This window comes from Bradyrhizobium sp. 482_C4_N1_8 (assembly GCF_052075965.1).
In the GTDB taxonomy this organism is placed as follows: domain Bacteria; phylum Pseudomonadota; class Alphaproteobacteria; order Rhizobiales; family Xanthobacteraceae; genus Bradyrhizobium; species Bradyrhizobium barranii.
The window spans coordinates 5,052,024-5,075,279 of record NZ_CP197231.1; the positions used below are offsets into that span (position 1 = coordinate 5,052,024).

23 protein-coding genes are annotated in these 23,256 nt (G+C 65.8%); 15 read left to right on the plus strand and 8 right to left on the minus strand.

Annotation, left to right across the window (positions count from 1 at the left end; all coding sequences use genetic code 11):
* Window positions 1–20 precede the first annotated feature (20 nt).
* Window positions 21–1,253, plus strand: a complete 1,233-nt coding sequence (locus tag AB7Z56_RS24420; RefSeq protein WP_354113151.1) for an NAD(P)/FAD-dependent oxidoreductase — start codon at window positions 21–23, stop codon at window positions 1,251–1,253.
* Here AB7Z56_RS24420 and AB7Z56_RS24425 read toward each other — a convergent pair.
* Window positions 1,250–2,089: a helix-turn-helix transcriptional regulator gene (locus tag AB7Z56_RS24425; protein ID WP_354113150.1), complete on the minus strand. Its 840-nt coding sequence runs from the start codon at window positions 2,087–2,089 to the stop codon at window positions 1,250–1,252. The genes AB7Z56_RS24420 and AB7Z56_RS24425 overlap by 4 nt on opposite strands.
* 91 nt (window positions 2,090–2,180) lie before the next feature.
* Here AB7Z56_RS24425 and AB7Z56_RS24430 point away from each other — a divergent pair, with 91 nt between their 5' ends.
* A complete protein-coding gene (locus AB7Z56_RS24430; protein ID WP_354123639.1) occupies window positions 2,181–3,065 on the plus strand; it encodes an SDR family oxidoreductase in 885 nt (294 codons plus the stop codon).
* 35 nt (window positions 3,066–3,100) lie between these two features.
* On the opposite strand, the gene AB7Z56_RS24435 is transcribed toward AB7Z56_RS24430, so the two are convergent.
* The 3 genes from AB7Z56_RS24435 to AB7Z56_RS24445 form a co-directional block, all read right to left on the minus strand.
* Entirely contained in the window at window positions 3,101–4,435 is a 1,335-nt protein-coding gene (locus tag AB7Z56_RS24435) for a dicarboxylate/amino acid:cation symporter (RefSeq protein ID WP_208086594.1), read from the minus strand.
* An 83-nt stretch (window positions 4,436–4,518) separates the two neighbouring features.
* Window positions 4,519–5,076, minus strand: a complete 558-nt coding sequence (locus AB7Z56_RS24440) for a biotin transporter BioY (protein WP_354123666.1) — start codon at window positions 5,074–5,076, stop codon at window positions 4,519–4,521.
* Window positions 5,077–5,182: 106 nt separating this feature from the next.
* Window positions 5,183–6,370 carry a pyridoxal phosphate-dependent aminotransferase gene (locus AB7Z56_RS24445; RefSeq protein WP_354123638.1) on the minus strand — a complete coding sequence of 396 codons (1,188 nt, stop codon included), beginning with the start codon at window positions 6,368–6,370 and terminating at the stop codon, window positions 5,183–5,185.
* A 178-nt stretch (window positions 6,371–6,548) separates the two neighbouring features.
* Here AB7Z56_RS24445 and AB7Z56_RS24450 point away from each other — a divergent pair, with 178 nt between their 5' ends.
* The 10 genes from AB7Z56_RS24450 to aat all read left to right on the plus strand — a co-directional run bounded on the left by AB7Z56_RS24450 (window position 6,549) and on the right by aat (window position 16,412).
* Complete coding sequence (locus AB7Z56_RS24450) at window positions 6,549–7,952, plus strand: M48 family metalloprotease (protein WP_071914367.1); 1,404 nt, start codon at window positions 6,549–6,551, stop codon at window positions 7,950–7,952.
* Between the two features lie 98 nt (window positions 7,953–8,050).
* Entirely contained in the window at window positions 8,051–8,818 is a 768-nt protein-coding gene (locus AB7Z56_RS24455; protein WP_135213478.1) for a DsbA family protein, read from the plus strand.
* A 237-nt stretch (window positions 8,819–9,055) separates the two neighbouring features.
* Entirely contained in the window at window positions 9,056–9,850 is a 795-nt protein-coding gene (locus AB7Z56_RS24460; RefSeq protein WP_063983551.1) for a DUF1236 domain-containing protein, read from the plus strand.
* 257 nt (window positions 9,851–10,107) lie between these two features.
* Window positions 10,108–10,575: a type II 3-dehydroquinate dehydratase gene (gene aroQ / locus AB7Z56_RS24465; RefSeq protein ID WP_135213477.1), complete on the plus strand. Its 468-nt coding sequence runs from the start codon at window positions 10,108–10,110 to the stop codon at window positions 10,573–10,575.
* A gap of 35 nt (window positions 10,576–10,610) precedes the next feature.
* On the plus strand, window positions 10,611–11,099 hold the full coding sequence (gene accB / locus AB7Z56_RS24470) for an acetyl-CoA carboxylase biotin carboxyl carrier protein (RefSeq protein WP_063983552.1): 489 nt from the start codon (window positions 10,611–10,613) through the stop codon (window positions 11,097–11,099).
* 59 nt (window positions 11,100–11,158) lie between these two features.
* Window positions 11,159–12,514 (plus strand): acetyl-CoA carboxylase biotin carboxylase subunit, encoded by a 1,356-nt coding sequence (accC, locus tag AB7Z56_RS24475; protein WP_354123637.1) that lies wholly within the window; start codon window positions 11,159–11,161, stop codon window positions 12,512–12,514.
* Window positions 12,515–12,617: 103 nt separating this feature from the next.
* Window positions 12,618–14,135 (plus strand): sensor histidine kinase, encoded by a 1,518-nt coding sequence (locus AB7Z56_RS24480; RefSeq protein WP_094184055.1) that lies wholly within the window; start codon window positions 12,618–12,620, stop codon window positions 14,133–14,135.
* Window positions 14,132–14,572 carry a response regulator gene (locus AB7Z56_RS24485; RefSeq protein WP_063983554.1) on the plus strand — a complete coding sequence of 147 codons (441 nt, stop codon included), beginning with the start codon at window positions 14,132–14,134 and terminating at the stop codon, window positions 14,570–14,572. Before AB7Z56_RS24480 ends, AB7Z56_RS24485 begins: the two co-directional genes overlap by 4 nt.
* Window positions 14,569–15,684, plus strand: a complete 1,116-nt coding sequence (locus AB7Z56_RS24490; RefSeq protein WP_441256458.1) for a sensor histidine kinase — start codon at window positions 14,569–14,571, stop codon at window positions 15,682–15,684. The genes AB7Z56_RS24485 and AB7Z56_RS24490 overlap by 4 nt, the downstream gene beginning before the upstream one ends.
* A gap of 47 nt (window positions 15,685–15,731) precedes the next feature.
* Window positions 15,732–16,412 carry a leucyl/phenylalanyl-tRNA--protein transferase gene (aat, locus tag AB7Z56_RS24495; protein ID WP_166096386.1) on the plus strand — a complete coding sequence of 227 codons (681 nt, stop codon included), beginning with the start codon at window positions 15,732–15,734 and terminating at the stop codon, window positions 16,410–16,412.
* A gap of 39 nt (window positions 16,413–16,451) precedes the next feature.
* On the opposite strand, the gene AB7Z56_RS24500 is transcribed toward aat, so the two are convergent.
* Window positions 16,452–17,510: a DUF2155 domain-containing protein gene (locus AB7Z56_RS24500; protein WP_166096385.1), complete on the minus strand. Its 1,059-nt coding sequence runs from the start codon at window positions 17,508–17,510 to the stop codon at window positions 16,452–16,454.
* A 204-nt stretch (window positions 17,511–17,714) separates the two neighbouring features.
* Here AB7Z56_RS24500 and AB7Z56_RS24505 point away from each other — a divergent pair, with 204 nt between their 5' ends.
* Window positions 17,715–18,662, plus strand: a complete 948-nt coding sequence (locus AB7Z56_RS24505) for an alpha/beta hydrolase (RefSeq protein ID WP_354131250.1) — start codon at window positions 17,715–17,717, stop codon at window positions 18,660–18,662.
* An 8-nt stretch (window positions 18,663–18,670) separates the two neighbouring features.
* Window positions 18,671–19,678 carry a Na+-dependent transporter gene (locus AB7Z56_RS24510; protein ID WP_354131249.1) on the plus strand — a complete coding sequence of 336 codons (1,008 nt, stop codon included), beginning with the start codon at window positions 18,671–18,673 and terminating at the stop codon, window positions 19,676–19,678.
* Window positions 19,679–19,685: 7 nt separating this feature from the next.
* On the opposite strand, the gene AB7Z56_RS24515 is transcribed toward AB7Z56_RS24510, so the two are convergent.
* Both AB7Z56_RS24515 and AB7Z56_RS24520 read right to left on the minus strand, forming a co-directional pair.
* On the minus strand, window positions 19,686–20,480 hold the full coding sequence (locus tag AB7Z56_RS24515; protein ID WP_354131248.1) for a methyltransferase domain-containing protein: 795 nt from the start codon (window positions 20,478–20,480) through the stop codon (window positions 19,686–19,688).
* Between the two features lie 35 nt (window positions 20,481–20,515).
* Window positions 20,516–21,457, minus strand: a complete 942-nt coding sequence (locus AB7Z56_RS24520; protein WP_441256459.1) for a GlxA family transcriptional regulator — start codon at window positions 21,455–21,457, stop codon at window positions 20,516–20,518.
* A gap of 94 nt (window positions 21,458–21,551) precedes the next feature.
* On the opposite strand from AB7Z56_RS24520, the gene AB7Z56_RS24525 reads away from it, so the two are divergent.
* Entirely contained in the window at window positions 21,552–22,238 is a 687-nt protein-coding gene (locus AB7Z56_RS24525) for a DJ-1/PfpI family protein (RefSeq protein WP_354131246.1), read from the plus strand.
* 411 nt (window positions 22,239–22,649) lie between these two features.
* Here the strand turns inward: AB7Z56_RS24525 and AB7Z56_RS24530 are convergent, their stop codons facing one another.
* Window positions 22,650–23,057 (minus strand): NADH:ubiquinone oxidoreductase subunit NDUFA12, encoded by a 408-nt coding sequence (locus tag AB7Z56_RS24530; protein ID WP_028148726.1) that lies wholly within the window; start codon window positions 23,055–23,057, stop codon window positions 22,650–22,652.
* Between the last annotated feature and the right edge of the window lie 199 nt (window positions 23,058–23,256).

Genomic DNA, 23,256 nt, shown 5'->3' on the forward strand with positions numbered 1-23,256 from the left:
GATTTGGCAAGGTCAGTACGATGCAAAGCGCAATTGTTCTCGGCGGCGGCATGATCGGCGTGAGCGCGGCGCTGCACCTCCGGCAGCGCGGCTGGTCGGTCACGCTCGTCGACCGCAGGGAGCCGGGCCGCGAGACCAGCTACGGCAATGCCGGGATGATCCAGGCAGAAGCCGTGCGTCCCTATCCGATGCCGCGCGACCTCGCTTCGCTCCTGAAGATCGCGACCGGCCGCACCAACGACGTGCGCTACAGCCTGTCGTCGCTTCATCTCCATATCGAGCCCCTGCTCCGCTACTGGTGGCACTCGGCGCCGAAGCGGCATCGCGAGGCGATCGACGCCTGGGCGCGGCTGATCGCCTACGCGACGGCGGAGCACGACATCCTCATTCGCGAAGCTCATGCCGACAATCTGATCCGCCGCGCGGGCTACCGGCATCTGCATCGCGACGCGGCCTCCTTCGATCTCGCCGTCAAGGCGGCAGAAGAAGACCAGCGCGAATTCGGCGTGAGGTTTCGCGCGCTCTCGGGGGCCGAGCTCGCCAAGGCCGAACCGATTCTGCGCGACGACCTGCCCGGTGCGATCCATTGGCTCGACACCTGGACCGTGTCCGATCCCGGCGCACTGGTCACGGCCTATGCCGAGCTGTTCGAGCGCCTCGGCGGTACCATCGTGCTCGGCGATGCCCAGACCTTGCGGCAGACCGCGACCGGCTGGTCAGTCGATACGGACCAGGGAACCATCGACGCTGCGGCCGCCGTCGTGACGCTCGGGCCCTGGTCGCCCAATCTCCTGCACAAATTCGGCTACCGCATTCCGCTGGTGCGCAAGCGCGGCTACCACATGCATTACAGCGGCGGCGCATCACTCGATCTGCCGCTGGTCGACAAGGCCGGCGGCTACGCCATGGGTCCGATGGCGAAGGGCATCCGCATCACCACGGGTGCGGAATTGACCGGCATGGACGCGCTCGCAACGCCCGTGCAGCTCGCCAGTGCCGAAGCTTCCGCGCGAGAGCTGATCGACCTCGGCAAGCGGGTCGAGCCCGACCCGTGGTTCGGCACCCGCCCCTGCACGCCCGACATGCTGCCGGTGCTCGGGCAAGCTCCGCGTCATCCCGGCCTCTGGATGAATTTCGGCCACGGCCACCAGGGCTTTACGCTTGGACCTGCGACCGGCCGCCTGCTCGCCGAGATGATGAGCGGCGAGACGCCGGCGATAGATCCGACGCCATACCGGCCTGAGCGCTTTTAGCTGTCGGCGCGCTCGGCCAGCATCTTCCTGATGCGGTCGGCATCTTCGGGCGTCGCCGGATTGTAGACGATCATGCTGAGATCGGAGCGGCCCTCGACATTGAAGCTCGAATATTCGAACGACATCGTGCCGTGAACGGGATGCCGCAGCCGCTTGGTGCCGTCGCCATGATGGCGCACGTCATTGTCGCGCCAGAGCGCCGCGAATTCCGGACTTGTCCGGCAGAGCTCGTCGACGAAATCGGCGACATGCGAGACGGCACCTGCTCGCGCCGCGTCTGCCCTGAATGCGGCCACCACGAAGCGTGCCACACTGTCCCAGTCATATTGCGCGGCGCGCACGCGCGGATCGCAGAAGATGAAGCGCAGGATGTTGCGCTGTCCCGGAGGGATCGCGCCGTAGTCGGTCAGCACGACGCTTGCGGCGCGATTCCAGGCGACGACGTCCCAGGTCGCGGTGCGTACCAACGCCGGGCTGAATGAGAGCGCATCGAGCACGCGTTGCAGCCGCGGCGAGACGCCTTCGCTCGCCTGGTAGCGCACCTCGGGCGGGCGGCCGAGGCCGATCAGGAACAGGTGCTCGCGCTCGACATCGGTCAGCATCAACGCGCGCGCGATCCGGTCGAGCACGTCGGCCGATGGCGCCCCGCCGCGGCCCTGCTCCAGCCAGGTGTACCAGGTCGAGCTGATATTGGCGCGCTGGGCCACTTCCTCCCGGCGCAGACCCGGCGTGCGCCTGCGGCTGCCGGAGAAGCCGAACGCGGCTGCATCGAGCCGGGTGCGACGGTCCTTCAGATAGGCCCCAAGCAAGTTCTCGGCGGCAGCGCTCTCACTCATCCTGTTAGCTATTATAACCTGATAAGGTCACTACTTTACCCGGATAACTGTAGCGCAGATGGTTCTCTCCACCAACACCAGGAGATTTCGCATGCGTGTTTTCGTTACCGGTGCCACCGGCTTCGTCGGTTCCGCCGTCGTTCGAGACCTGATGGCCGCCGGCCATAGCGTACTCGGCCTCGCCCGCTCCGATGCCGGCGCCGCAGCGCTCACCGCGATGGGCGCCGAGGTCCATCGTGGGTCGCTGGAGGATCATGCCTCCTTACGCGGCGGCGCCGCCGCTTCGGACGGTGTGCTGCATCTCGGCTTCAACCACGACTTCTCGAAATTCGCCGACAATTGCGAGCTCGACCGCCGCGCGATCCTGGCGCTCGGTGAGGAGCTCAAAGGCTCCGACCGCCCTCTCATCGTCACATCCGGTGTAGCGCTGCTGGCGCCCGGACGGCTCGCGACCGAAGACGATGCGGCGGCCCGCCACTTTCCGCGCGTCTCGGAAGCCACTGCCGAAGACCTCGCAGAGCGCGGCGTCCGCACCGGCATCGTGCGGCTGCCGCCCACGACCCACGGTGAGGGCGACCACGGCTTCGTGCCGCGCCTGATCGCGCTCGCCCGGGAGAAAGGTGCCGCTGCCTATATCGGCGAAGGCCAAAACCGCTGGCCGGCCGCGCACCGCCTCGACGCCGCGCGCGTCTATCGTCTCGCGCTGGAGCAAGGCGCGACCGCGCGACGCTATCATGCGATCGCCGAGGAAGGCGTGCCGTTCAAGGCGATTGCAGAGGTGATCGGCCGACGGCTCGGCGTCCCCGTCGTGTCCAAATCGTCCGAGGAAGCGGCCGCGCATTTCGGCTGGTTCGCACAGTTCGCCGGCATCGACGTTCCGACCTCAAGCACCAAGACGCGCGCTTCGCTCAGCTGGGCGCCGAAAGAAAAAGGGCTGATCGACGATCTCGACCAGCCCCATTATTTCGAGGTCTGACGGCGCCGCCCGCGCCGTCAGATTCCGCTTGCAGATCAGTCCGTCGTGACGGCCGTTTCCAGGTCGGTCGGATCGATCTGCCTGGCGAGGTTGGCGTTGAGCTTGTCGCGGTCGAGCTCACCTTCCCACCAGGCGACGATCACGCAGGCCACGCCGTTGCCACAGAGGTTGGTCAGCGCGCGGCACTCGCTCATGAACTTGTCGATTCCGAGCACGATCGCCATGCCCGGCACGAGGCGCGGATCGACCACGGCGAGCGTCGCGGCCAGCGTGATGAAGCCCGCGCCGGTGATGCCGGAGGCACCCTTCGAGGTCAGCATCGCCACCACCAGGATGGTGAGCTGCTGGCCGAAGGAGAGATCGAAGCCAAGCGCCTGCGCGATGAACAGCGTCGCCAGCGTCATGTAGATGTTGGTGCCGTCGAGATTGAACGAATAGCCCGTGGGCACCACGAGACCGACCACCGACTTCGAGCAGCCGAGGCGCTCGAGCTTCTCCATCAAGGACGGCAACGCGCTTTCCGAGGACGAGGTACCGAGCACGATCAGCAGCTCGTCCTTGATGTAGGCCAGGAACTTGAAGATGGAGAAGCCGGCGAGGCGCGCGATGGTTCCGAGCACGACGAACACGAACAGCGCCGCGGTGACGTAGAACGTCGCGATCAGGCCGACCAGGTTGAGGATCGCCCCGGTGCCGAACTTGCCGATGGTGTAGGCCATTGCGCCGAAGGCGCCGATCGGCGCCGCGCGCATCACGATGGAGATGACTCCGAACACCGCATGCGCGGCGTCATCGATGAAGCTGCGGATGGTATGGCCGCGCTCGCCGAGGCCCATGATGGCGAAGCCGAACAGCACCGAGAACAGCAACACCTGCAGGATCTCGCCTTGCGCGAAGGCGCCGACCACGGTGTCGGGGATGATGTGCAGGATGAAGTCGACCGACCTCTGGCCCTCGGCCTGCTTGGCGTAGTTGGCGACGGCCTGCGCGTTGGCGGCGGCGCTGCCGAAGCCCGCACCCGGCTTCACCAGGTTGCCGATGATGAGTCCGATCACCAGCGCGAAGGTCGAGACGACTTCGAAATAGACCAGCGCCTTGACGCCGATGCGGCCGACCTTCTTGGCGTCCTGGATATGCGCGATGCCGGAGACCACGGTGCAGAAGATGATCGGCGCAATCACCATCTTGATCAGCTTGATGAAGCCGTCGCCCATCGCCTTGATCCACTCGTTGGTGGCGAGCGACGGCCACAGCCAGCCGACCAAGGCGCCGAGCACGATGGCGATCAGCACCTGGACGTAGAGAACCTTGTACCAAGGCTTGGCGGCGGCCGGCGCGACCGGCGCCCCCGCCATCGTTGTCGTCGTCATTGTTTCACTCCCCCTCAAACTCAGAGCCAGCCAAGATCAACTTGGCCGGCTCTGTCAATCGGAACTGCTCGGAACGGTGCGCTTTACCCGCGTCGATCGACGATCCGGCGGGCCGCCGGCATCAGCGCGGCGCCCAGCGCGTTCTTGACCACCGATGCCGCAATGAACGGCGCGACGCCGACCGCCCAGGCCTTGGTTGCGCCAAGGCCGATGACGTAGGCCAGCCAGCCGAAGCCGGCGATGAAAATCACGACATGGGCGAGCGCCATTGCTCCAAACAGCAGCGCGACATTGCGATCCCAGCCGCGCTCGGCCAGCCAGCCGGTGATGAAGGCAGCCAGCACGAAGCCATACAGATAGCCGGCAGTCGGGCCGAGCAGCGGTGCAATTCCACCGACCGGACCGGCGAACACCGGCAGCCCCATCGCGCCTTCGGCGAGGTAGGCGATCATGGTTGCGCTGCCAAGGCGCCAGCCATAGGCGGCGCCGATCATCAGCACGACCAGCGTCTGCAGGGTCATGGGCACGTAAGGCAGCGGCAGATTCACCTTGGCTGATAGCGCCATCAAGGCGGTGCCGAGCGCAATCAGCACGACGGCGCGAAGTGCGCCGACGGTTTCACCCGGACGGGCCGGCCACATCAATGCGGCGAGAGGAGAATGCGGCGTGGCGACGGACGGGAGGGAACGGTCAGACAAAGTTGAACTCCGCAGGGCTGGTGTCGAGACGGCTGTCGAAAACTGGCGGCTATTTAAGCCAGTGAGCGATCCGGTCAACTGCCTCCCGCATCTCCGCTGCCGAACGCGCATAGGAAAGCCGTATGAACGAACGACCATGGATGGGATCGAAATCGAGACCCGGCGTGGCCGCAACGTGCGCCTGCTCCAGCATCTGCTTGGCGAACTCGAAACTGTCCGAGGTGAAGTCCGAGACGTCGGCGTAGAGATAGAAGGCGCCGTCGGCAGGCAGGAACCTGCTGAGGCCCGCCTTGGGCAATCCCTCGATCAGGATGCGCCGGTTTTCCTGATAGCCGTGCTTGATCTCCTCCATCTCGGCCGCGCCGTCGAAGGCGGCCTCGGCCGCGATCTGCGACAGCGAAGGCACCGAGATCGACAGGTTCTGCTGCAGCCGCTCGATCGGCCGCACCAGGATCTCGGGCACGACCATCCAGCCGACGCGCCAGCCCGTCATGCAAAAATATTTCGAGAACGAGTTGATCACGAGTGCGTGCTCCGACAGCGCCGCCGCCGTCGCCGCCGGAAACGCGTAGTCGAGCCCGTGATAGATCTCGTCGGAGATGAAGCGGATGCCGGCGTCTTCTGCCGCAGCGATCAGACCTGCGAGCGCCTCGCGGGACATCATCGTCCCGGTCGGATTGGCCGGGCTGCCGACCAGCACGCCCTTCAGCGGCGCCTTGCGATGCGCCGCCAGCAGCGCCTCGCCGGTCAGCGCGTGGCGCGTGTCATTGGTGGTCTCGATCAGCACCGGCTCGCAACCGAGCGCGGTGAGGATGTGACGGTAGGGCGGATAGCCCGGCACCGTCACGGCGACGCGGTCGCCGGGCGTGAACATCGACAGGAAGGCCAGGATGAAGCCGCCGGAGGAGCCTGTCGTCACCACGATCCGCTCGGGGCTGACATCACAGCCATAGGCATCCCGATAGTGGCGCGCGATGCGTTCGCGCAATGAGGGGATGCCGAGCGCGGAGGTGTAATCGATCCGCCCCGCCTCGAGCGCCGCATGGGCGGCCGCGATCGCGGTCTTTGGGGCGCCGGTTGCGGGCTGGCCGACCTCCATGTGGATGACATGGCCGCCTGCCGCCTCGATTCGGGCCGCGGCGGCCATGACGTCCATCACCATGAACGGGGGAACATCGCTGCGGCGGGAGGGCTCGAGCCACTGCCCCACCCGGTTCCTCAATGTCGCATCGTGCATCGAATTCTGCTATTTCGCTGGCGAACCGGTCGGTTTGGTCCGGGAAACGGGGCGCTTGCGCCCCAGACTGGCCGCATTGTACGGCTCATAAGGGCATATCTCGTATCCGGTCCGCCGCCAATCGCCAAAAACCAATCACGAAACTGCTTGATCAAGACCGTTTGACCCAGACCGCCTGATGTTGCTCCAGATCGCATTGCGCAAGAAGGCCTCCACCCTCACCGCCCTCGTCACTGCAGCGGCGATCGCGCTGTTGCCGACGCCGGCCGCGCATGCGCAGGCCAAGGGGCCGCCGATCCTGCGCGACACCGAGACCGAGCAGCTGCTGCGCGAATACACGCGCCCGATCCTGCGCGTTGCCGGTCTGGAAAAGCAGAACATCCAGATGGTGATCATCAACGAAAGCTCGTTCAACGCGTTCGTCGCGGACGGCCGCCGCATCTTTGTCAATTACGGCGCGATCATGCAGTCGGAGACGCCGAACCAGATCATCGGCGTGCTCGCGCACGAGACCGGGCATCTGGCCGGCGGCCATCTGTCCAAGCTGCGCGAACAGCTCGCCAACGCACAGACCCAGATGATCATCGCCATGCTGCTCGGGGCCGGCGCGATTGCCGTGGGTAGCACCCGAGGCAGCAACAGCGCCGGCAACAACGGCCTCGCCAATGCCGGTGCCGCCGCCATCGCTGGACCGCAGGAGATGATCCGCCGCACGCTGCTGTCCTATCAGCGCCAGCAGGAGGAGAACGCCGACCGCGCCGGCGTGAAATTCCTGACCGCGACCCAGCAGTCGCCGAAGGGCATGTACGAGACCTTCAAGCGCTTCACCAGCGAGAGCCTGTTCGCGTCCCGCGGCGCCGATCCCTATCTCCAGTCGCATCCGATGCCCGCCGAGCGTGTCGCATCGCTTCAGGAATTCGCCAGTTCCAGCCCCTATTGGGACAAGAAGGACGATCCCGCGCTCCAGCTCCGCCACGACATGGCGCGCGCCAAGATTTCCGCGTTCATGGAGCGGCCGGAGACGGTCTACCGCCGCTATCCCCAGACGAACGACAGCATGCCGGCGCGCTATGCCCGCGCCATCAGCACCTATCTGCACGGCGATTTACGCAGCGCCCTGGCCCAGATCGACGCGCTGATCCAGGTCCAGCCGAACAACCCGTATTTCTACGAGGTGCGCGGCCAGGCCCTGCTGGAGGGCGGCAAGCCGGCCGAAGCGATCCCTGCCCTGCGCAAGGCGGTGCAGCTGTCCAACAACGCCCCCCTCATCGAGATGTTACTTGGGCAGGCTCTGGTTGGATCGGATAATAAGGCCTACACCGATGATGCTGTTCGGATTCTCCGGGCCGCTGTGGCACGGGAACCGGAGGCCGCGCTCGGCTATATGCAGCTCGCGATGGCCTATGGCCGGAAGGGCGATTATGCCGAGGCGGATCTGGCGTCGGCGCAGGCCGCTTATCTGCGCGGCGACAACAAGACCGCCCGCGAACTCGCCACGCGCGCGAAAACCCGTTTCGCCGTCGGCACGCCCGGATGGGTCAAGGCCGACGACATCGTGGCGGCCAAGCCGCCGCGCAACTAACGCGACCAAGACGACGCCTGACACCACGACGTCACGACACCGAGCTTAAGTCCGCCGGGACGTTTTCCGAAACCAGCTTTCGATAAGAGGATTTGCCTATGCCTTCGCTGCGCCTGCTTGCTCCCGCGCTGTTCGCGCTCGCCATGTTCGGCGCAGCCGTTCCCGCGTCGGCCGACAGCTTCTCGGATGCCCAGCGCACCGACATCGAGGCGATCATCAAGAATTATCTCGTCACCCATCCCGAGGTGCTCGAGGAAGCGATGACCGAACTCACCAAGCGCCAGGCCGCGGCCGAAACGCAGAAGCATGAAGCCAGCATCGCGCAGAACTCCGATGCGATCTTCAACTCGCCGCGCCAGGTCGTGCTCGGCAACAAGGACGGCGATGTCACCTTCGTCGAGTTCTTCGATTACAATTGCGGCTACTGCAAGCGCGCGATGGGCGACATGCTCGACCTCATGAAGGCCGATCCGAAGCTGAAGGTCGTGCTGAAGGAGTTTCCGGTGCTGAGCCAGGGCTCGGTCGAAGCGGCGCAGGTCGCGGTCGCCGTGCGCATGCAGGATCCCACCGGCAAGAAGTATCTCGACTTCCACCAGAAGCTGCTCGGCGGCCGTGGCGCCGCCGACAAGGCGCGCGCGCTGCAGGCGGCCAAGGAAGCCGGCCTCGATACCGCGAAGATCGAGAAGGACATCGGCAGCCCCGAGGTGCGCGCCACCATCGAGGAGAATTTCAAGCTCGCCGAAGCGATGGGCATGAACGGCACGCCGAGCTACGTGATCGGCAAGCAGATCGTGATCGGCGCCGTCGGCCTCGAAGGCCTGAAGGAAAAGATCGGCGTTGCCCGTTGCGGCAAGGCGACTTGCTAACAAGGCGACCTGCTGATCCCGCATTTCACAATCTGCGCATGCGACGAGGCCGGCTGAACAGCCGGCCTTTTTCGTTGACCGCAGCTTTGCGCGAATTCTGGCGCGAATCCGGCGCGCGCATTCATCTCGCGTTTAAGAAACAAATACCCCGGAACCGCCGATGTTCCGGAACAACTCAAATCTCCTTTCGTTGGTGGCGCGGGCAATGACGCAAAGAAACACGTGAGGAGAAATTTGATGTCTAACCGCTTTATGATCTCGGTCGCCGCGCTCGCGCTCGTCGCAGGCACCGGGCTGGCGAACGCACAGGGCACCATGAACCGCGATAGCGGTGGCGGGGCCGGCGCGCAGCCGACGCAACATTCGCAACCCGCCGGTGGCGCAGCTGAACGTGGCGCGATGGGCAAGGAAGCCGCTCCCGAGAGGGGCACCGTCGGCCAGGCTGGCGGCGCCATGAAGCCCGGCGGAGCAGCCGAGGAGAAGTCGTCTGGCGCGACGGAGAAATCCGGTGCGATGGAAAAGTCAGGCGGGATGGAAAAATCCGGCACGATGAACAAGAACGCGGCTGACGAGAAGGCCGGCGCGACGAAGGGTGAGCACGCCCAGGGCGCGCAGGACAAGTCCAAGAGCACGATGGACAAGTCCCAGATGGACAAGTCCAAGAGCACCGAGACTGACACCAAGAGCGGCAACATGAACGCCCAGACCAAGGGCGCGGACAGCAAGGCTGCCGACACCAAGTCTCAGACCACGACCGGCGCCGCGCCTGCGACCGCTGCGGCACCGCCTGCCGAGAAGCGGACCGAGATCTCAACGGCGATCAAGTCGACCAAGATCGAAGAGACCACGAACGTCAACTTCAACATCTCGGTCGGCGCCGCGATCCCGGCATCCGTTCGCTTCCATCCGCTGCCGCCCCGGATCGTGGAAATCTATCCGGAGTGGCGCGGCTATGACGTGATCTACGTCCGCGGACAGTACATCATCGTCCGTCCGCAGACGCGCGAGATCGTGTACATCATCGAAGGCTAAGCCGCTTGGCTGACGCCCGATAAGCCCTTGCCGAGAGATCGGCAGGGGCTTTTGGCCTATTGGGCGGCCTCCCCTGCCTATCCCGCCCGGCAGCCACGATTAGAACTGGTTAACAAGCAATTTCCGTAGCTTCCGCACAGGTTTTTGCACCCCGGATGAGCTGTTTGAAGCCCCCTGGGAGGTCCTTCAAGGCTTCCCCTAGGGCGCTTTGTTACCTATAACCCCCGCCACGCCGAAGCACCTCTTGCGGGATTGGAATGGCCGAACCAGCAACCGACACGATCCTCGTTCTCAACGGGCCGAACCTCAACATGTTGGGGACGCGCGAGCCCGAGAAGTATGGCCACGCGACGCTGGCCGACGTCGAAACGCTGTGCCGCGAAGCGGCGGCGGCGTACGGCCTCAAGGCCGACTGCCGGCAGTCCAACCGCGAAGGCGAGTTGATCGACTTCATCCACGAGGCGCATGCCCGCAAGATGAAGGGCATCATCATCAATGCCGGCGGCTATTCGCACACCTCGATCGCGCTGCACGACGCGCTGCTCGCGGTGCAGATCCCGACCGTCGAAGTGCACGTGACCAACATCCACGCCCGCGAGAGCTTCCGTCACCATTCCTACACCGCGCGCGCGGCCTTCGCCTCGCTCTGCGGTTTCGGCATCGAGGGCTACCGCCTCGCGATCCAGGGCCTTGCCGCCAAGCTCGGCATCAAGCCCAAAGCCTGACGCTCCCTCTTCACACAGAACATTCGGATCAGAACATGGCGCGCCAGCCAGACGACAAAGCAGCCGTAAAGTTTTCCAGCGAGGATTCCGCGCTCGTCCGCGAGCTCGCACTTCTGCTCGATGAGACCAGCCTCACCGAGATCGAGATCGAACGGGCCGGCCTTCGCCTGCGCGTCGCCCGCAACATCAGCGTAGCCGCCACCATGCCGATGCAGATGGCGGCCGGTCCCGCCGTCCTGCCGGCGGCCGCAGCTGCCGCCGCGCCAGCCGCGGCCGACCTGTCGAAGCATCCGGGCGCGGTGATCTCGCCGATGGTCGGCACCGCCTATTGGGCGCCGGAGCCCGGCGCCAAGCCGTTCATCGAGGTCGGCAGCAAGGTCTCGGTCGGCCAGACGCTGCTGATCATCGAAGCCATGAAGACCATGAACCAGATCCCCTCGCCGCGCGCCGGCACGGTGACGCAGATTCTGGTCGAAGACGGCCAGCCGGTCGAGTACGGCGAGCCGCTCGTCATCATAGAGTAATGGTCGTGGGCGGTCAGCCGCCCTAGCCGCCTCCCGCGCGCCAGTCCCTTAAGGACACCATGTTCGACAAGATCCTCATAGCCAATCGCGGCGAGATCGCCCTTCGCATCCTGCGCGCCTGCAAGGAGCTCGGGATCGCGACCGTCGCCGTGCACTCCACTGCCGATGCCGACGCCATGCATGTGCGCCTGTCGGACGAGAGCGTCTGCATCGGGCCGCCGCCGTCCAAGGACAGCTATCTCAACGTGCCCGCGCTGCTCGCGGCCTGCGAGATCACCGGCGCGGATGCCGTGCATCCCGGCTACGGCTTCCTCTCCGAGAACGCGCGCTTCGCCGAAATCCTTGGCGAGCACAATCTGCATTTCATCGGCCCCAAGGCCGAGCACATCCGCCTGATGGGCGACAAGATCGAGGCCAAGAAGACGGCCAGGAAGCTCGGCATTCCCGTGGTGCCCGGCTCGGACGGCGCGGTCGGCCCCGAGGACGACGCGATGGCGATCGCCAGGAAGATCGGCTTCCCCGTGCTGGTCAAGGCAGCCGCCGGCGGCGGCGGCCGCGGCATGAAGGTCGCGCAGAGCGAGGCCGACCTCCAGGTGGCGCTGTCGACGGCAGCCAACGAGGCCAAGTCCGCCTTCGGTGACGCGTCCGTCTATCTCGAAAAATACCTCCAGAAGCCGCGCCACATCGAGATCCAGATCCTCGGTGACGGCCGCGGCGGCGCGATCCATCTCGGCGAGCGCGATTGCTCGCTGCAGCGCCGCCACCAGAAGGTCTGGGAGGAAGGTCCCTCGCCCGTCCTTGCCGCCGCTGCACGCGCCAAGATCGGCGAAACCTGCGCCAAGGCGATGCGCGAGATGAAATATCTCGGCGTCGGCACCATCGAATTCCTGTTCGAGGACGGCGAGTTCTACTTCATCGAGATGAATACCCGCATCCAGGTCGAGCATCCCGTCACCGAGAGCATCACCGACATCGACCTCGTGCTGGAGCAGATCCGCATCGCTGCCGGCGGCGATCTGCCGGCCAAGCAAAGCGAGATTCAGATCATCGGCCACGCGATCGAGTGCCGTATCAACGCCGAGAACCCGCAGAGCTTCCGTCCCTCGCCGGGCCGCATCACGCAATATCACCAGCCCGGCGGGCTCGGCGTGCGCATCGATTCCGCGGTCTATCAGGGCTACACCATCCCGCCCTATTACGACTCCCTCGTCGGCAAGCTCATCGTCCACGGCAAGACCCGCGCCGAATGCCTGATGCGGCTGCGCCGGGCACTGGACGAGATGGTGGTCGAGGGTATCGAGACGACGCTGCCGCTGTTCCGCGACCTGGTGCGCCAGGACGACATCATCAACGGCGACTATCACATCCACTGGCTGGAACAGTACCTCGCGGGCAAGGAACCGGTCGCGGGGTGACCCCTCTCCTCCCGTGGAACCCTTTGGCCCCCATCGCGTTCTGGACGGGGACAGTTCCGAGGGGGCCTTTTGAGTTCCGTTGACGTGACGAAGCGAGACCGTCGTGACGACTGAAGCGCAACGACGGCGCTCCATGTGGCAGATCCTGCTGTTCTCGGCGGGTCTTCTGGTGTTGACCGTGATCAGCGCCGGCTCCGTCTACCTGGTCAACAAGGCCAGAGACGATAGCAAATGGGTGATCCACACCATCGAGGCGGAGAACCAGATCAACGCTCTGCTGCTGGAAATCCGGCGTGCCGAGAGCGCCGCCCGCGGCTATCTCCTGACCCAAGGGGCGGATTTCAAGGCCGACCATGAGAAAGCCGTGGCAGCGATCATACCTGCCCTCGACAAGCTCACGCGCCTGACCCGCGATAATCCGGACCAACGCGGCAACATCGAGAAGCTGAGCGCGGCGATCGAAATCCGGCTGGGGCAATTCAAGCAGGAGTTGGACTTCATCGGCCAGAATCGGCCGGACAAGGCCATAGCGCAGGTCCGCGAGGCCGCCTCCACCGACACCACGGCCGAGATCAGCAAAGTCGCCGTCTCCATGATCCAGGAGGAGGAGCGTCTGTTCCGGCTCCGATCGGCCAATTCCGACCGCAGCCAGACGCTGGCGGCCTCGATGACCGGCATCGGTTCGGGCCTCGTGGTGCTGCTGACCCTGATCTCGATCTGGCTGGTGCGGCGCTCGGTGCTGGCCCGCGACGAGGCCGAGACGCGCCTGCGCGACGCCTACGCCAACCTCGAGACCGTGGTCGACGAACGCACGGCAGACCTGCGCGAGGCCAACAACGAGATTCAGCGCTTTGCCTATATCGTCAGCCACGACCTTCGTTCGCCACTCGTCAACATCATGGGCTTCACCAGCGAACTCGAAGAGCTCAGCGGCGACATTTTCCGCCGTATCGGCGGCCTTACCCATGTCCCGGCCGATGGCCCGCCGCTAGCTGACGGCGAGGTCACGCTCGAAGGCCCCGACAAGCAGCTTTCAACGGATTTTTCCGAAGCGCTCGGCTTCATCAAGTCGTCGATCGCCAAGATGGACCGCCTGATCTCGGCGATCCTCAACCTCACCCGCGAGGGCCGGCGCGAATTCGTGCCCGAAAAGATCGACACCCGCGAGTTGATCGAAGCCATCGTCTCGACGCTGGCGCATCAGTCCGCCGAAGCGCAGGCCGAGATCCATGTCGCGCCGCTGCCGGATCTCGTCAGCGACCGCCTTGCGCTGGAGCAGATCTTCTCCAATCTGATCGACAATGCCATCAAATATCTCAAGGCCGGCGCCCCCGGCGAGATCAGAATCCGCGGGCGCACCAAGCTTGGCTACGCTATCTTCGAGATCAGCGATAACGGCCGCGGGATCGATCCGAAAGATCACCAGCGGATTTTCGACCTGTTTCGCCGGGCGGGAACCCAGGACAAGCCTGGTCAGGGCATCGGTCTTGCGCATGTGCGTGCACTTGTGCGCCGCCTCGGCGGTACCATGTCGGTATCATCGGAACTGAATACGGGCAGCACCTTCACCATCACGCTGCCCATCACCTGGAACGCAAGCAACCGGAACGCCGACCAATGACTCAACCCGTCACCATCATCATGATCGAGGACGACGAGGGCCACGCCCGGCTGATCGAGCGCAACATCCGCCGATCCGGCGTCAACAACGAGATCATCCCCTTCGCCAACGGCACGGACGCGGTGAAGCACCTGTTCGGCTCCGACGGCAGCGGGCTCGTGCAGAAGGGCAATGCGCTCCTGATCCTGCTCGATCTCAATCTCCCCGACATGACCGGGATCGACATCCTGAAGCAGATCAAGGAGAACAAATATCTGAAGGCCTCGCCCGTGGTGGTGCTGACCACCACCGACGACAGCCAGGAAATCAAGCGCTGCTACGAACTCGGCTGCAACGTCTACATCACCAAGCCCGTGAACTACGAGAATTTCGCCAATGCCATCCGGCAGCTCGGCCTGTTCTTCTCGGTCATCCAGGTCCCGCCCGCCGCCTCATGAACCAGCACCCGCCTACACTGCTCTACATCGACGACGACGCGGCCTTGGCCCGCCTGGTCGAGCGCGGCCTGACGCGACGCGGCTACAAGGTCATTCATGCCGCGAGCGGCGAGGAAGGCCTGGAGCGTATCCGTCGCGCGGGGACCCAAAACAGCGCCGACGGCTGCATCGACGTCGTAGCGCTCGACCAGTACATGCCCGGCCTCGACGGGCTGGAGACGCTCGAGCAGATCATGGCGATACCAGGCGCGCCGCCCGTGGTGTTCGTCACCGCGTCGCAGGATTCCAGCATCGCGGTCACCGCGCTGAAGGCGGGCGCGGCCGATTATCTCGTCAAGGACGTCAAGGGCGATTTCATCCCCCTGCTCCACGTCGCCGCCGACGGCGCGCTGCGCCAGGCCGAATTGCAGAAGGCGCGCGAGGAAGCCGAGGCCGAGATCCACGCATCGCGCGACCGCTACGCCGCGCTCGCCGCCGAACGTGAGCTGCTGCTGCGCGAGGTCAATCACCGCGTCGGCAACTCGCTCCAGATCATCGCTTCGCTGCTGCATCTCCAGGCGAACTCGGCGGGCCAGGAAGAGGTCAAGGCGGCGCTGACCAACGCGATGGGCCGCGTCGCCGCGGTCGCGCAGGTGCACCGCCGGCTCTACACTTCGCAGGACCTGAAGAGCGTGGTGCTGAACCAGTATCTGGATTCGCTGCTCGAGGATCTCAGGCGCTCGGCCGAAGGCAACCGGATGTCGCGCCTGACGGTGAAGGCCGAGCCGATCGAGATCGACCCGGACCGCGCCGTCGCCGTCGGCATCATCGTCAACGAGCTGGTGATGAACGCGGTGAAATACGCCTATCCCGACGGCGCCGGCCCCATCCATGTCGAGCTGACCTCGCAGGGCGAGGATCTGCTGCTGGCGATCACCGACAACGGCGTCGGCGACAAGGTCAAGGCGGATCCACGCTCGACCGGCATGGGCCAGCGCATCGTCGCGGCGATGGCCACCAAGCTCGACGCCACCGTCGAGCGCGACCCCGCCCATTCCGGAACTCGCGTCATGCTGAGGTTCCGCCGCACGCCCGCGGCCCCCGACAAGACCAACAACGCCGCCGCAGGCTGACCCTCGCCCCCTTCGCAACACCTCCACGATCCTGCTATTGTTGCGCCATGACTTCGCGCGACTCCGCTTCGTCTGAAATCACGCCGGCCGTGCTGTTGCGTGCCTATGCCTGCGGCATTTTTCCGATGGCCGAGAGCGCCGACGATCCGACGCTGTTCTGGGTGGAGCCGGAATTGCGCGGCGTGATCCCGCTCGAGGGATTTCGCGTGGCCTCGCGGCTCGCGCGCACCGTCCGTACGGACGCCTTTCGCGTCACCGTCAACACCGCGTTCAAGGCAACGATCGCCGGCTGCGCGGCGCCGCAAGCGGGACGCGAGGACACCTGGATCAACAAGCGGATCCGCGACCTCTATGGCGGCCTCTACGAGCTCGGCCATTGCCACAGCGTCGAGGCCTGGCAGGGCGACGACCTCGTCGGCGGGCTCTACGGCGTGAGCCTCGGACGCGCCTTCTTCGGCGAGAGCATGTTTCACACCGCGCGCGATGCCTCGAAGGTCGCGCTGGTGCATCTGGTCGCGCGGCTGATCCATGGCGGCTTCGAGCTGCTCGACACGCAATACGTCACCGAGCACTTGAAGAGTTTTGGCGCGGTCGAGATTTCGCGTCGGCGCTACACCGCACTGCTCGACAAGGCCCTCGCCGGCGACCCCGGCGATTTCCTGAGGCTGTCAGCCGGTGACGCGATCCCGGGCGCGCGCGCGCTCGACATCGTCGCCTCCCGGCCATAATCGGTGATGGGGCCTAGCGCCCGAACCCGGGGATTTGGTCTAACGCCCAAACCCCGGGATACCGAACAGGCCCGGCCGCTGCTCCGGCGGCGGCGGGGGTGGCGGCGCCGGCTGCTGCTGCTGGATCGGCGGCAAGGGCTGCGGCGGGCGCTGCTGCACGGCCTGCTTGGGTGGCGCCGCCTTCTTCTGCGCGGGCGGCGGAGCCGGCGGCTTTGCCGCGGCCGGATCGGGCGCCGCGGTTGCAATGGTCTGCTGCGGCTCTTTGCAGTCGGTGAGCCAGATGTCGTAGATCGGATGCTCGACGCCGTGCAGGCCGGGGCTTGCCGCATACATCCAGCCCGAGAAGATGCGCTTCACCTCGCCCTGCAAGGTGATCTCGTCGACCTCGACGAAGGCGTCGGTATTGGTGGCCTCCGTCGCCGGCCGCGTGTAGCAGGCGTCGGTCTTGACCCGCAGCGCGCCGAACTGGACGGTCTCGCCGATGTCCTCGTCGAAATTGATGATGCGCCCGGTGATCTTGTCGAGGCCGGAGAAGGTCGCCTTCTTGTTCACGATCTTCTGGGCCGGCGGCTCGGTCACGACCTCGTCGCCCGGCTGGAGGCTAGCCGGGGTCTGCGGGACAGTGCCGCCCGGCCCGCCCTTCTGCTGGGGCTGGCGCTGACCGGGCGCACCCGGGGCGGCTTGCGGATTGGGCGGAGCGACCGCCACGGACGGCGGCTGGTTTGGCGGAGCGACGGTTGAGCCCGGCGGCGGCGCCAGGGGCTGGGATTCGACCGGCCCCGGCATCACGTTACCTTGCCGGCCCGGCGGCGGCGCCATCGGGCGCGACGGCAGCACGCGGCCCTGCGGCGGCAGCTCGGGGACCTCTTCATCGTCATCGGGGATCTGAGGCTGCGGCTGACCACGCGGAATCGAACCCGGCGGCCGCGGCGGCGGGTCGGAGAAGATCGTGCCGATCTGCGCCTGCGCGGGCGTCGCAACCGTCAATGCGGTGGCGGCCAGAAGCGCCGCAAGACCTGGCAGGGCAAGTCTTGTAAGGGTAAAGGTTCGAACCATCTTCTCGCGCGGCTTCAACAGCGAATCGGGCTTGCTGGACATTCTACAGGGGATACCGCCGCTCGCAGGCCATCCGGTTAACACGGCGAATACGGCGGGGGAAGGGCGGCATCCCTGCCCTGCCCGCGGCCCGCTGGCCAGACCGGCGGCCGGATGGGATAGTTCACCGGCTCCTCCCCTGGGCCAAGGCGGGCAGCGCCCCCGAAACGACGTCCAACGATAACAGAAAACCCCAAGGTCGCTCCCATGCCCGTCGTGCTCGATCCCGATGCCGCCGCCGTCTACAAGGCCTTCCAGGAGGCCGGCCGCCCGGCCTACGAGACGCTGACGGCACCGCAAGCCCGCGCCTATTACGCGCAGGCCCGCTTTGCCACCAACCCCGAGCCGCCGGAACTGGCGCGCGTCGCGGCGCTGGCGATCCCGGCGCCGCACGGCGAAATCCCCGCCCGCATCTACGTCCCGAAGCAGCCACGCCTTCAGAACGGCCTGTCGCCGGCGCTGGTGTTCTTCCATGGCGGCGGCTGGGTGATCGGCGATCTCGACTCCCACGACGTCGTCTGCCGCCAGCTCGCCGTTTCAGGCGCGCTGATCGTGATCGCGGTCGATTACCGCCTCGCGCCCGAGCACAAGTTTCCCGCCGCCGCCGATGACGCGATCGCCGCCACGAAATGGATTGCCGCGAATGCGCGCGAACTCGGCATCGACGCTGCGCGCCTTTCGATCGGCGGCGACAGCGCCGGCGGCAATCTCGCCGCTGTGGTCGCACTCACCGCACGCGACGGCAACGGTCCAGAGATCGCGGGCCAGGTCCTGATCTACCCTGCGACCGATTTCGCCATGACACACGGCTCGCACCGCGAGCCCGAGACCAGCGTACTGCTGACGCATTCGGTGATCCGCTGGTTCCGCGACCACTATCTCAATGGCGCCGCCGACATCCAGGACTGGCGTGCCTCGCCGGCGCGCGCGAAGAGCCTTGCCGGTCTGCCGCCGGCCTATGTGCTGACCGCCGGCGCCGATCCCCTGCGCGACGAAGGCGACGACTATGCCGAGCGCCTCAGGCAGGCCGGCGTGCCCGTCGCCTACAAACATTATCCCGGGCAATTCCACGGCTTCTTCACGATGGGCAAGCTGCTGCCGCAGGCCAATGTCGCGGTGCGCGAGATCGGCGCCTGGTTGAAGGAGCTGGGCTGACGCCTCCCATGCCCTTCGTTCTTCAAACCGTCTTCGCCCTCCTCCTGCGCGCGCTGACATGGCTCGGCAGCCAGGGCACCCGCGGGGTCGCGGCGGTCGTGTTCGTCGCCGCCGCCGTGCCGCCGCTCGGCGCGCTGCTGCGGCCCTACATCACCGAAGCGATCCTCGTCCTGCTCTGCATCTCCTTCATGCGAGTCGATCTCGCGGCGCTGTACGGTCACCTACGCCGCCCGGCGCTGATTGCGACCGCAACCGCCTGGACTACGATGGGCGTGCCGCTGATCGTCGGACTGATCATCTATGCAACAGGGCTCAACGACCGCTCGCCCGGCCTTTCCGTTGCCCTGATGCTCCAGAGCATGGCCTCGCCCATGATGGCGTCTCCGGCGCTCGCCGCGCTGATGGGCCTCGATGCCACGCTCGTGCTGGTCACGCTGGTGACCTCCACCGCGCTGGTCCCCTTCACAGCGTCGCTGTTCGCAAGCCTGTTCCTCGACGGCATGCTCAGCGTCACACCGGCGACGCTCGGCCTGAAGCTGCTTGGCATCCTCGCGGCGTCGCTGCTGGCCGCAACTATCATCCGTTGGGTGTTCGGCGCAGAAGCGATCCAGCGCCACAGGAAGCCGATCGACGGCTTCAACATCATCATCCTCCTGATCTTCGCCGCCGCGATCATGGGCGATGTTGTGAACGATCTGGTGGCGCAGCCGGTGTTCACCATCAGCCTGGCGGCTCTGTCCTTCGCCATCTATTTCACGCTGCTCGCCGTCACCACGCTGCTGTTCCGCCGCATCGGCTATGAGCGCGCGCTGGCGCTCGGGCTGATGGTGTCACAGCGCAATCTGGGCCTGATGCTGGCCGCGACCGCCGGCGCGCTGCCGCCCACCACCTGGCTCTATTTCGCGATGACGCAGTTTCCGATCCATCTTGCGCCCTACATGCTGACGCCGATCGCGCGGCGCTTCACGGCGCGCGCGGATGGCAACGGTGAGGCCGCTGCAGGCAAGGCGACCTAGGACGCAGTCATAGCGGCGGCGCAGCCGGCTTCGAGGCCCTGAAGAGATAGCGGTTGGTGCTGAAGAAGTATCGTCCCGCCCCGCTGAGACGCCCGAACTCGCTATGCCATGCTTCGAGATCATCGGCTGAAACGTCGTTCCTGCGGGCGACGAAGTCCCGAATGCCCTGGGCCAGCCCCTTGCTGTAGCTATCGTCATCGTACTGCAGATTCAGGATTGGAAAGACCGACGCACCGTCCAGGTGAAGTCGTGCATTCACCAGTCTATGGGCCATCGACCTCGGGAGACGCGGGTGAGCGCAGTGCGCTTCCCATGATTTCATCACCGCGGCCATACGTTCCGGGCTTTCGGAATGCCACACCACCGCGTCCCAGTCCGTTGCGACAAAAATCGTGCGGCCCCCCGGCTTGAGCACGCGAAATGTCTCTGCGAGGACGCGGTCAACATCAGGCACGTACTCGGCAACCTGTGTGCATACGACAACATCGAACGACGCATCGGATTGACTCAATTCCGTCGCGTTGCCGATCGCATATGAAATCCAGGCGGAAGCCTTCTGCCGGTTGCAGACCTCGATCAGGTCAGTCGACACATCGATACCGAGGACAGCACCATCAGGCCCAACGATCTGCGCCATGCTTTCGCAGAGATAGCCGGGACCACATCCGATATCGAGAACGCTCTCGCCGGCAGACAGATTGAGCTGCCGAATGGTCTCCGCGCGCTGGGCGGTCACGTCCCCTGTGAGATAAAGTCTTTGGAGCCGTTTCGCGTTCTCGTTGCTGTACTCCATCCCGCTCATCTTCGCCTCCACGCTCGAGTGCCAGGTCAGATTGCCTAGCCCGCCCGCGCCGCGCGCCGCAGCGCCTGCGGCGGCTGGCCGAAGGCGCGGATGAAGGCGCGCCGCATGCGCTCGGGGTCGCCAAATCCGGTCGCCTCCGCGACGAGCTCGATCGCCTCGCGCGAGGACTGCACGCGCTCGCGCGCGACCTCGATCCGTAAGCGCTCGATCGCCTTGGAGGGTGTCGTGCCGGTCTCGGCGGCAAAGGCGCGGGCAAAATGCCGCGCGCTCATGCCGGCACGATCGGCGAGGTCTTCGACCGTCAGCCGGGCGTCGAGGTTCTCGCGCGCCCAGGACAGCAGCGCGCCGAAACGGCCGTTCGGCGTCTTCAACTCCAAAAGCGATGAGAACTGCGACTGGCCGCCGCTGCGGCGATGATACAGCACGAGCTGGCGCGCGGCCTGTTGCGCGATCTCCTCGCCATGGTCCTCCGTGACCATCGCGAGCGCGAGATCGATACCCGCGGTGATGCCCGCCGATGTCCACACATTGCCGTCATGCGTGAAGATCTGGTCCGGCTCGAACTTCACCTTGGGATAGCGCGCGACGAAATCCCGTGTGCGGCCCCAATGCGTGGTGGCGCGGCGCCCATCGAGCAGGCCCGCCTCGGCCAGCACATAGGCGCCCGAGCAGACGCTGGCGACACGCACACCGCGCCGCGCCAGCCGCTGCACGAAGGCGCGCGTGACCTCGCAGCGTGCGGCGTCCGTTACGCCTGCCCCACCCGCGATGACCAGTGTCGTGATCGCATTCGCCGACCTGAAGTCGCGCGCCATCATTTCGACGCCGGACGAGCTGCACACGGGCCCCGCGTTCAGTGCCAGCACGCGGATTCCGGTGGTCGTCTTGCCCGTGCAGCGCGCTGCGATCTCGAACACCGAGATCGGGCCGGCCGCATCGAGCAACTGGAAGTCCGGGAAGATCAGGATGCCGATCATGGTCATGTCCGAAAGTGAGGGAAATACGCCATTTTGGACGGAATGGCATCATGAGAGGCTGCGTCCGTCAAGCTCATCTTTGGAGGACCTGCCCATGTCGTCACCGCTCCAGATCGGTCTTTTGGTGTTTCCGCGCGTCACCCAGCTCGACTTCACCGGTCCCTTGCAGGTGTTCTCCTCCGTCCCTGGCGCGAAGCTGCACCTGATCTGGAAACGGATCGAGCCGGTGCCGAGCGATTCCGTGCTGACGCTGACGCCGACCACGACGTTCGCCGACTGTCCGCAGCTCGACGTGATCTGCGTGCCCGGCGGCGGCGGCACCAACGACCTGCTCAATGACGAAGAGGTGCTGGATTTCCTGCGCAGGCAGGCCGAAGGCGCCAGGTACGTCACCTCGGTCTGCACGGGGGCGCTGGCGCTCGGCGCTGCCGGCCTGCTCAAGGGCTACCGCGCTGCCACCCATTGGAGCGCGATGGAGATGCTCGGCCAGTTCGGCGCGACGCCGACCAGGACGCGCGTCTGCATCGACCGCAACCGCGTCACCGGCGGCGGCGTCACCGCCGGGATCGATTTCGCGCTGACGCTGGTGTCGATCCTGGTCGACCGCACCACGGCAGAAGCGATCCAGCTCCAGATCGAATACAATCCCGCCCCGCCATTCACTTCCGGCTCGCCCGACACCGCGCCGGCCGAAGTGCTGGCCTTGCTGAGAGAGCGCGGCGCCGCAAACCAGGCCCGCCGCCTCGAGGCGGTCAAGAGCGCGGCTGAGCGGGTGATGTAGCTCTCATGTCCCGGACGCGGTGCAGCATGCAACGCTGCGCCGCAGCGTCCGGGGCACGAGACCTCCCGCAAGTCCCCAAAAGAAAAAGGCCGCTCGGTTTCCCAAGCGGCCTTTCCTGTCTTACGGTGGCTGCACATTCCATCGGGCGATTTCGAACTTCCAGACCGGGGGCCTATCTCCCGATCGAGTCCTCGTCGGCGGCCGCTGCATCACGGGACAGTCGCGAACTGTTGCCCGAACCGAACGCGATGGTCTCCCATCTCCGTAAGATGGGACCATTGAGCCGCATCGCTCGCGTAGCTGCAACGCCGGCGCAGGCGCTGTCCCCGCTGTTCCCGTTGTCCACAGCAAGGTGAGGCGGATGCTGGTGCATCCACCCCCACGGCAAGGATTCGGACGGAGATCGGAAAGCTAGCCAGGCGTCCAGGGCTGGTAGTCGCCGGTCGCCTTGGGACGCTTGCCGCTGGCAAGCGTCGAGCCGGAGGGCCGATAGGCGTTCGGCGTGCCGGTGGGGTTCGGCTGGTGCGGCTTTTGCCATTCGCGCGGCTGGTAGTTCTCTTCGGTCGGCGGCACATCGACGACGTGATGCATCCAGCCGTGCCAACCCGTCGGGATGCGGCTCGCTTCGGCGTAGCCGTTATAGATGACCCAGCGCCGCTCGAAGCCGAGTGTCGGATCGATCGCGCCGCCGCGGGTCCGATAATAGCGGTTCCCCTGCTCGTCCTGGCCGACCAGCTCGCCATACCGCTTGGTCCAGAGCTGGGTGCCAAAGGTCTGGCCACTCCACCAGGTGAAGAACTTGAGGAAGAACTGTTTCATACGGCTAGGGCCCTGCTTCGTGAGGCCCTGATGCCATCCGGGCGGCGAAATGTCCAGTTCCGCGGGGGCGGCGGTGCCCCCCGCAAAATGTGGTGCCCGGCGCAAGCCCTGCCGCAAATCGGACGCGATCCGTTCATGCCGGGTACAGCGGCCACATGGAAACCTGCGCCATACGCGCACACCGGCGTGAACCCTGGAA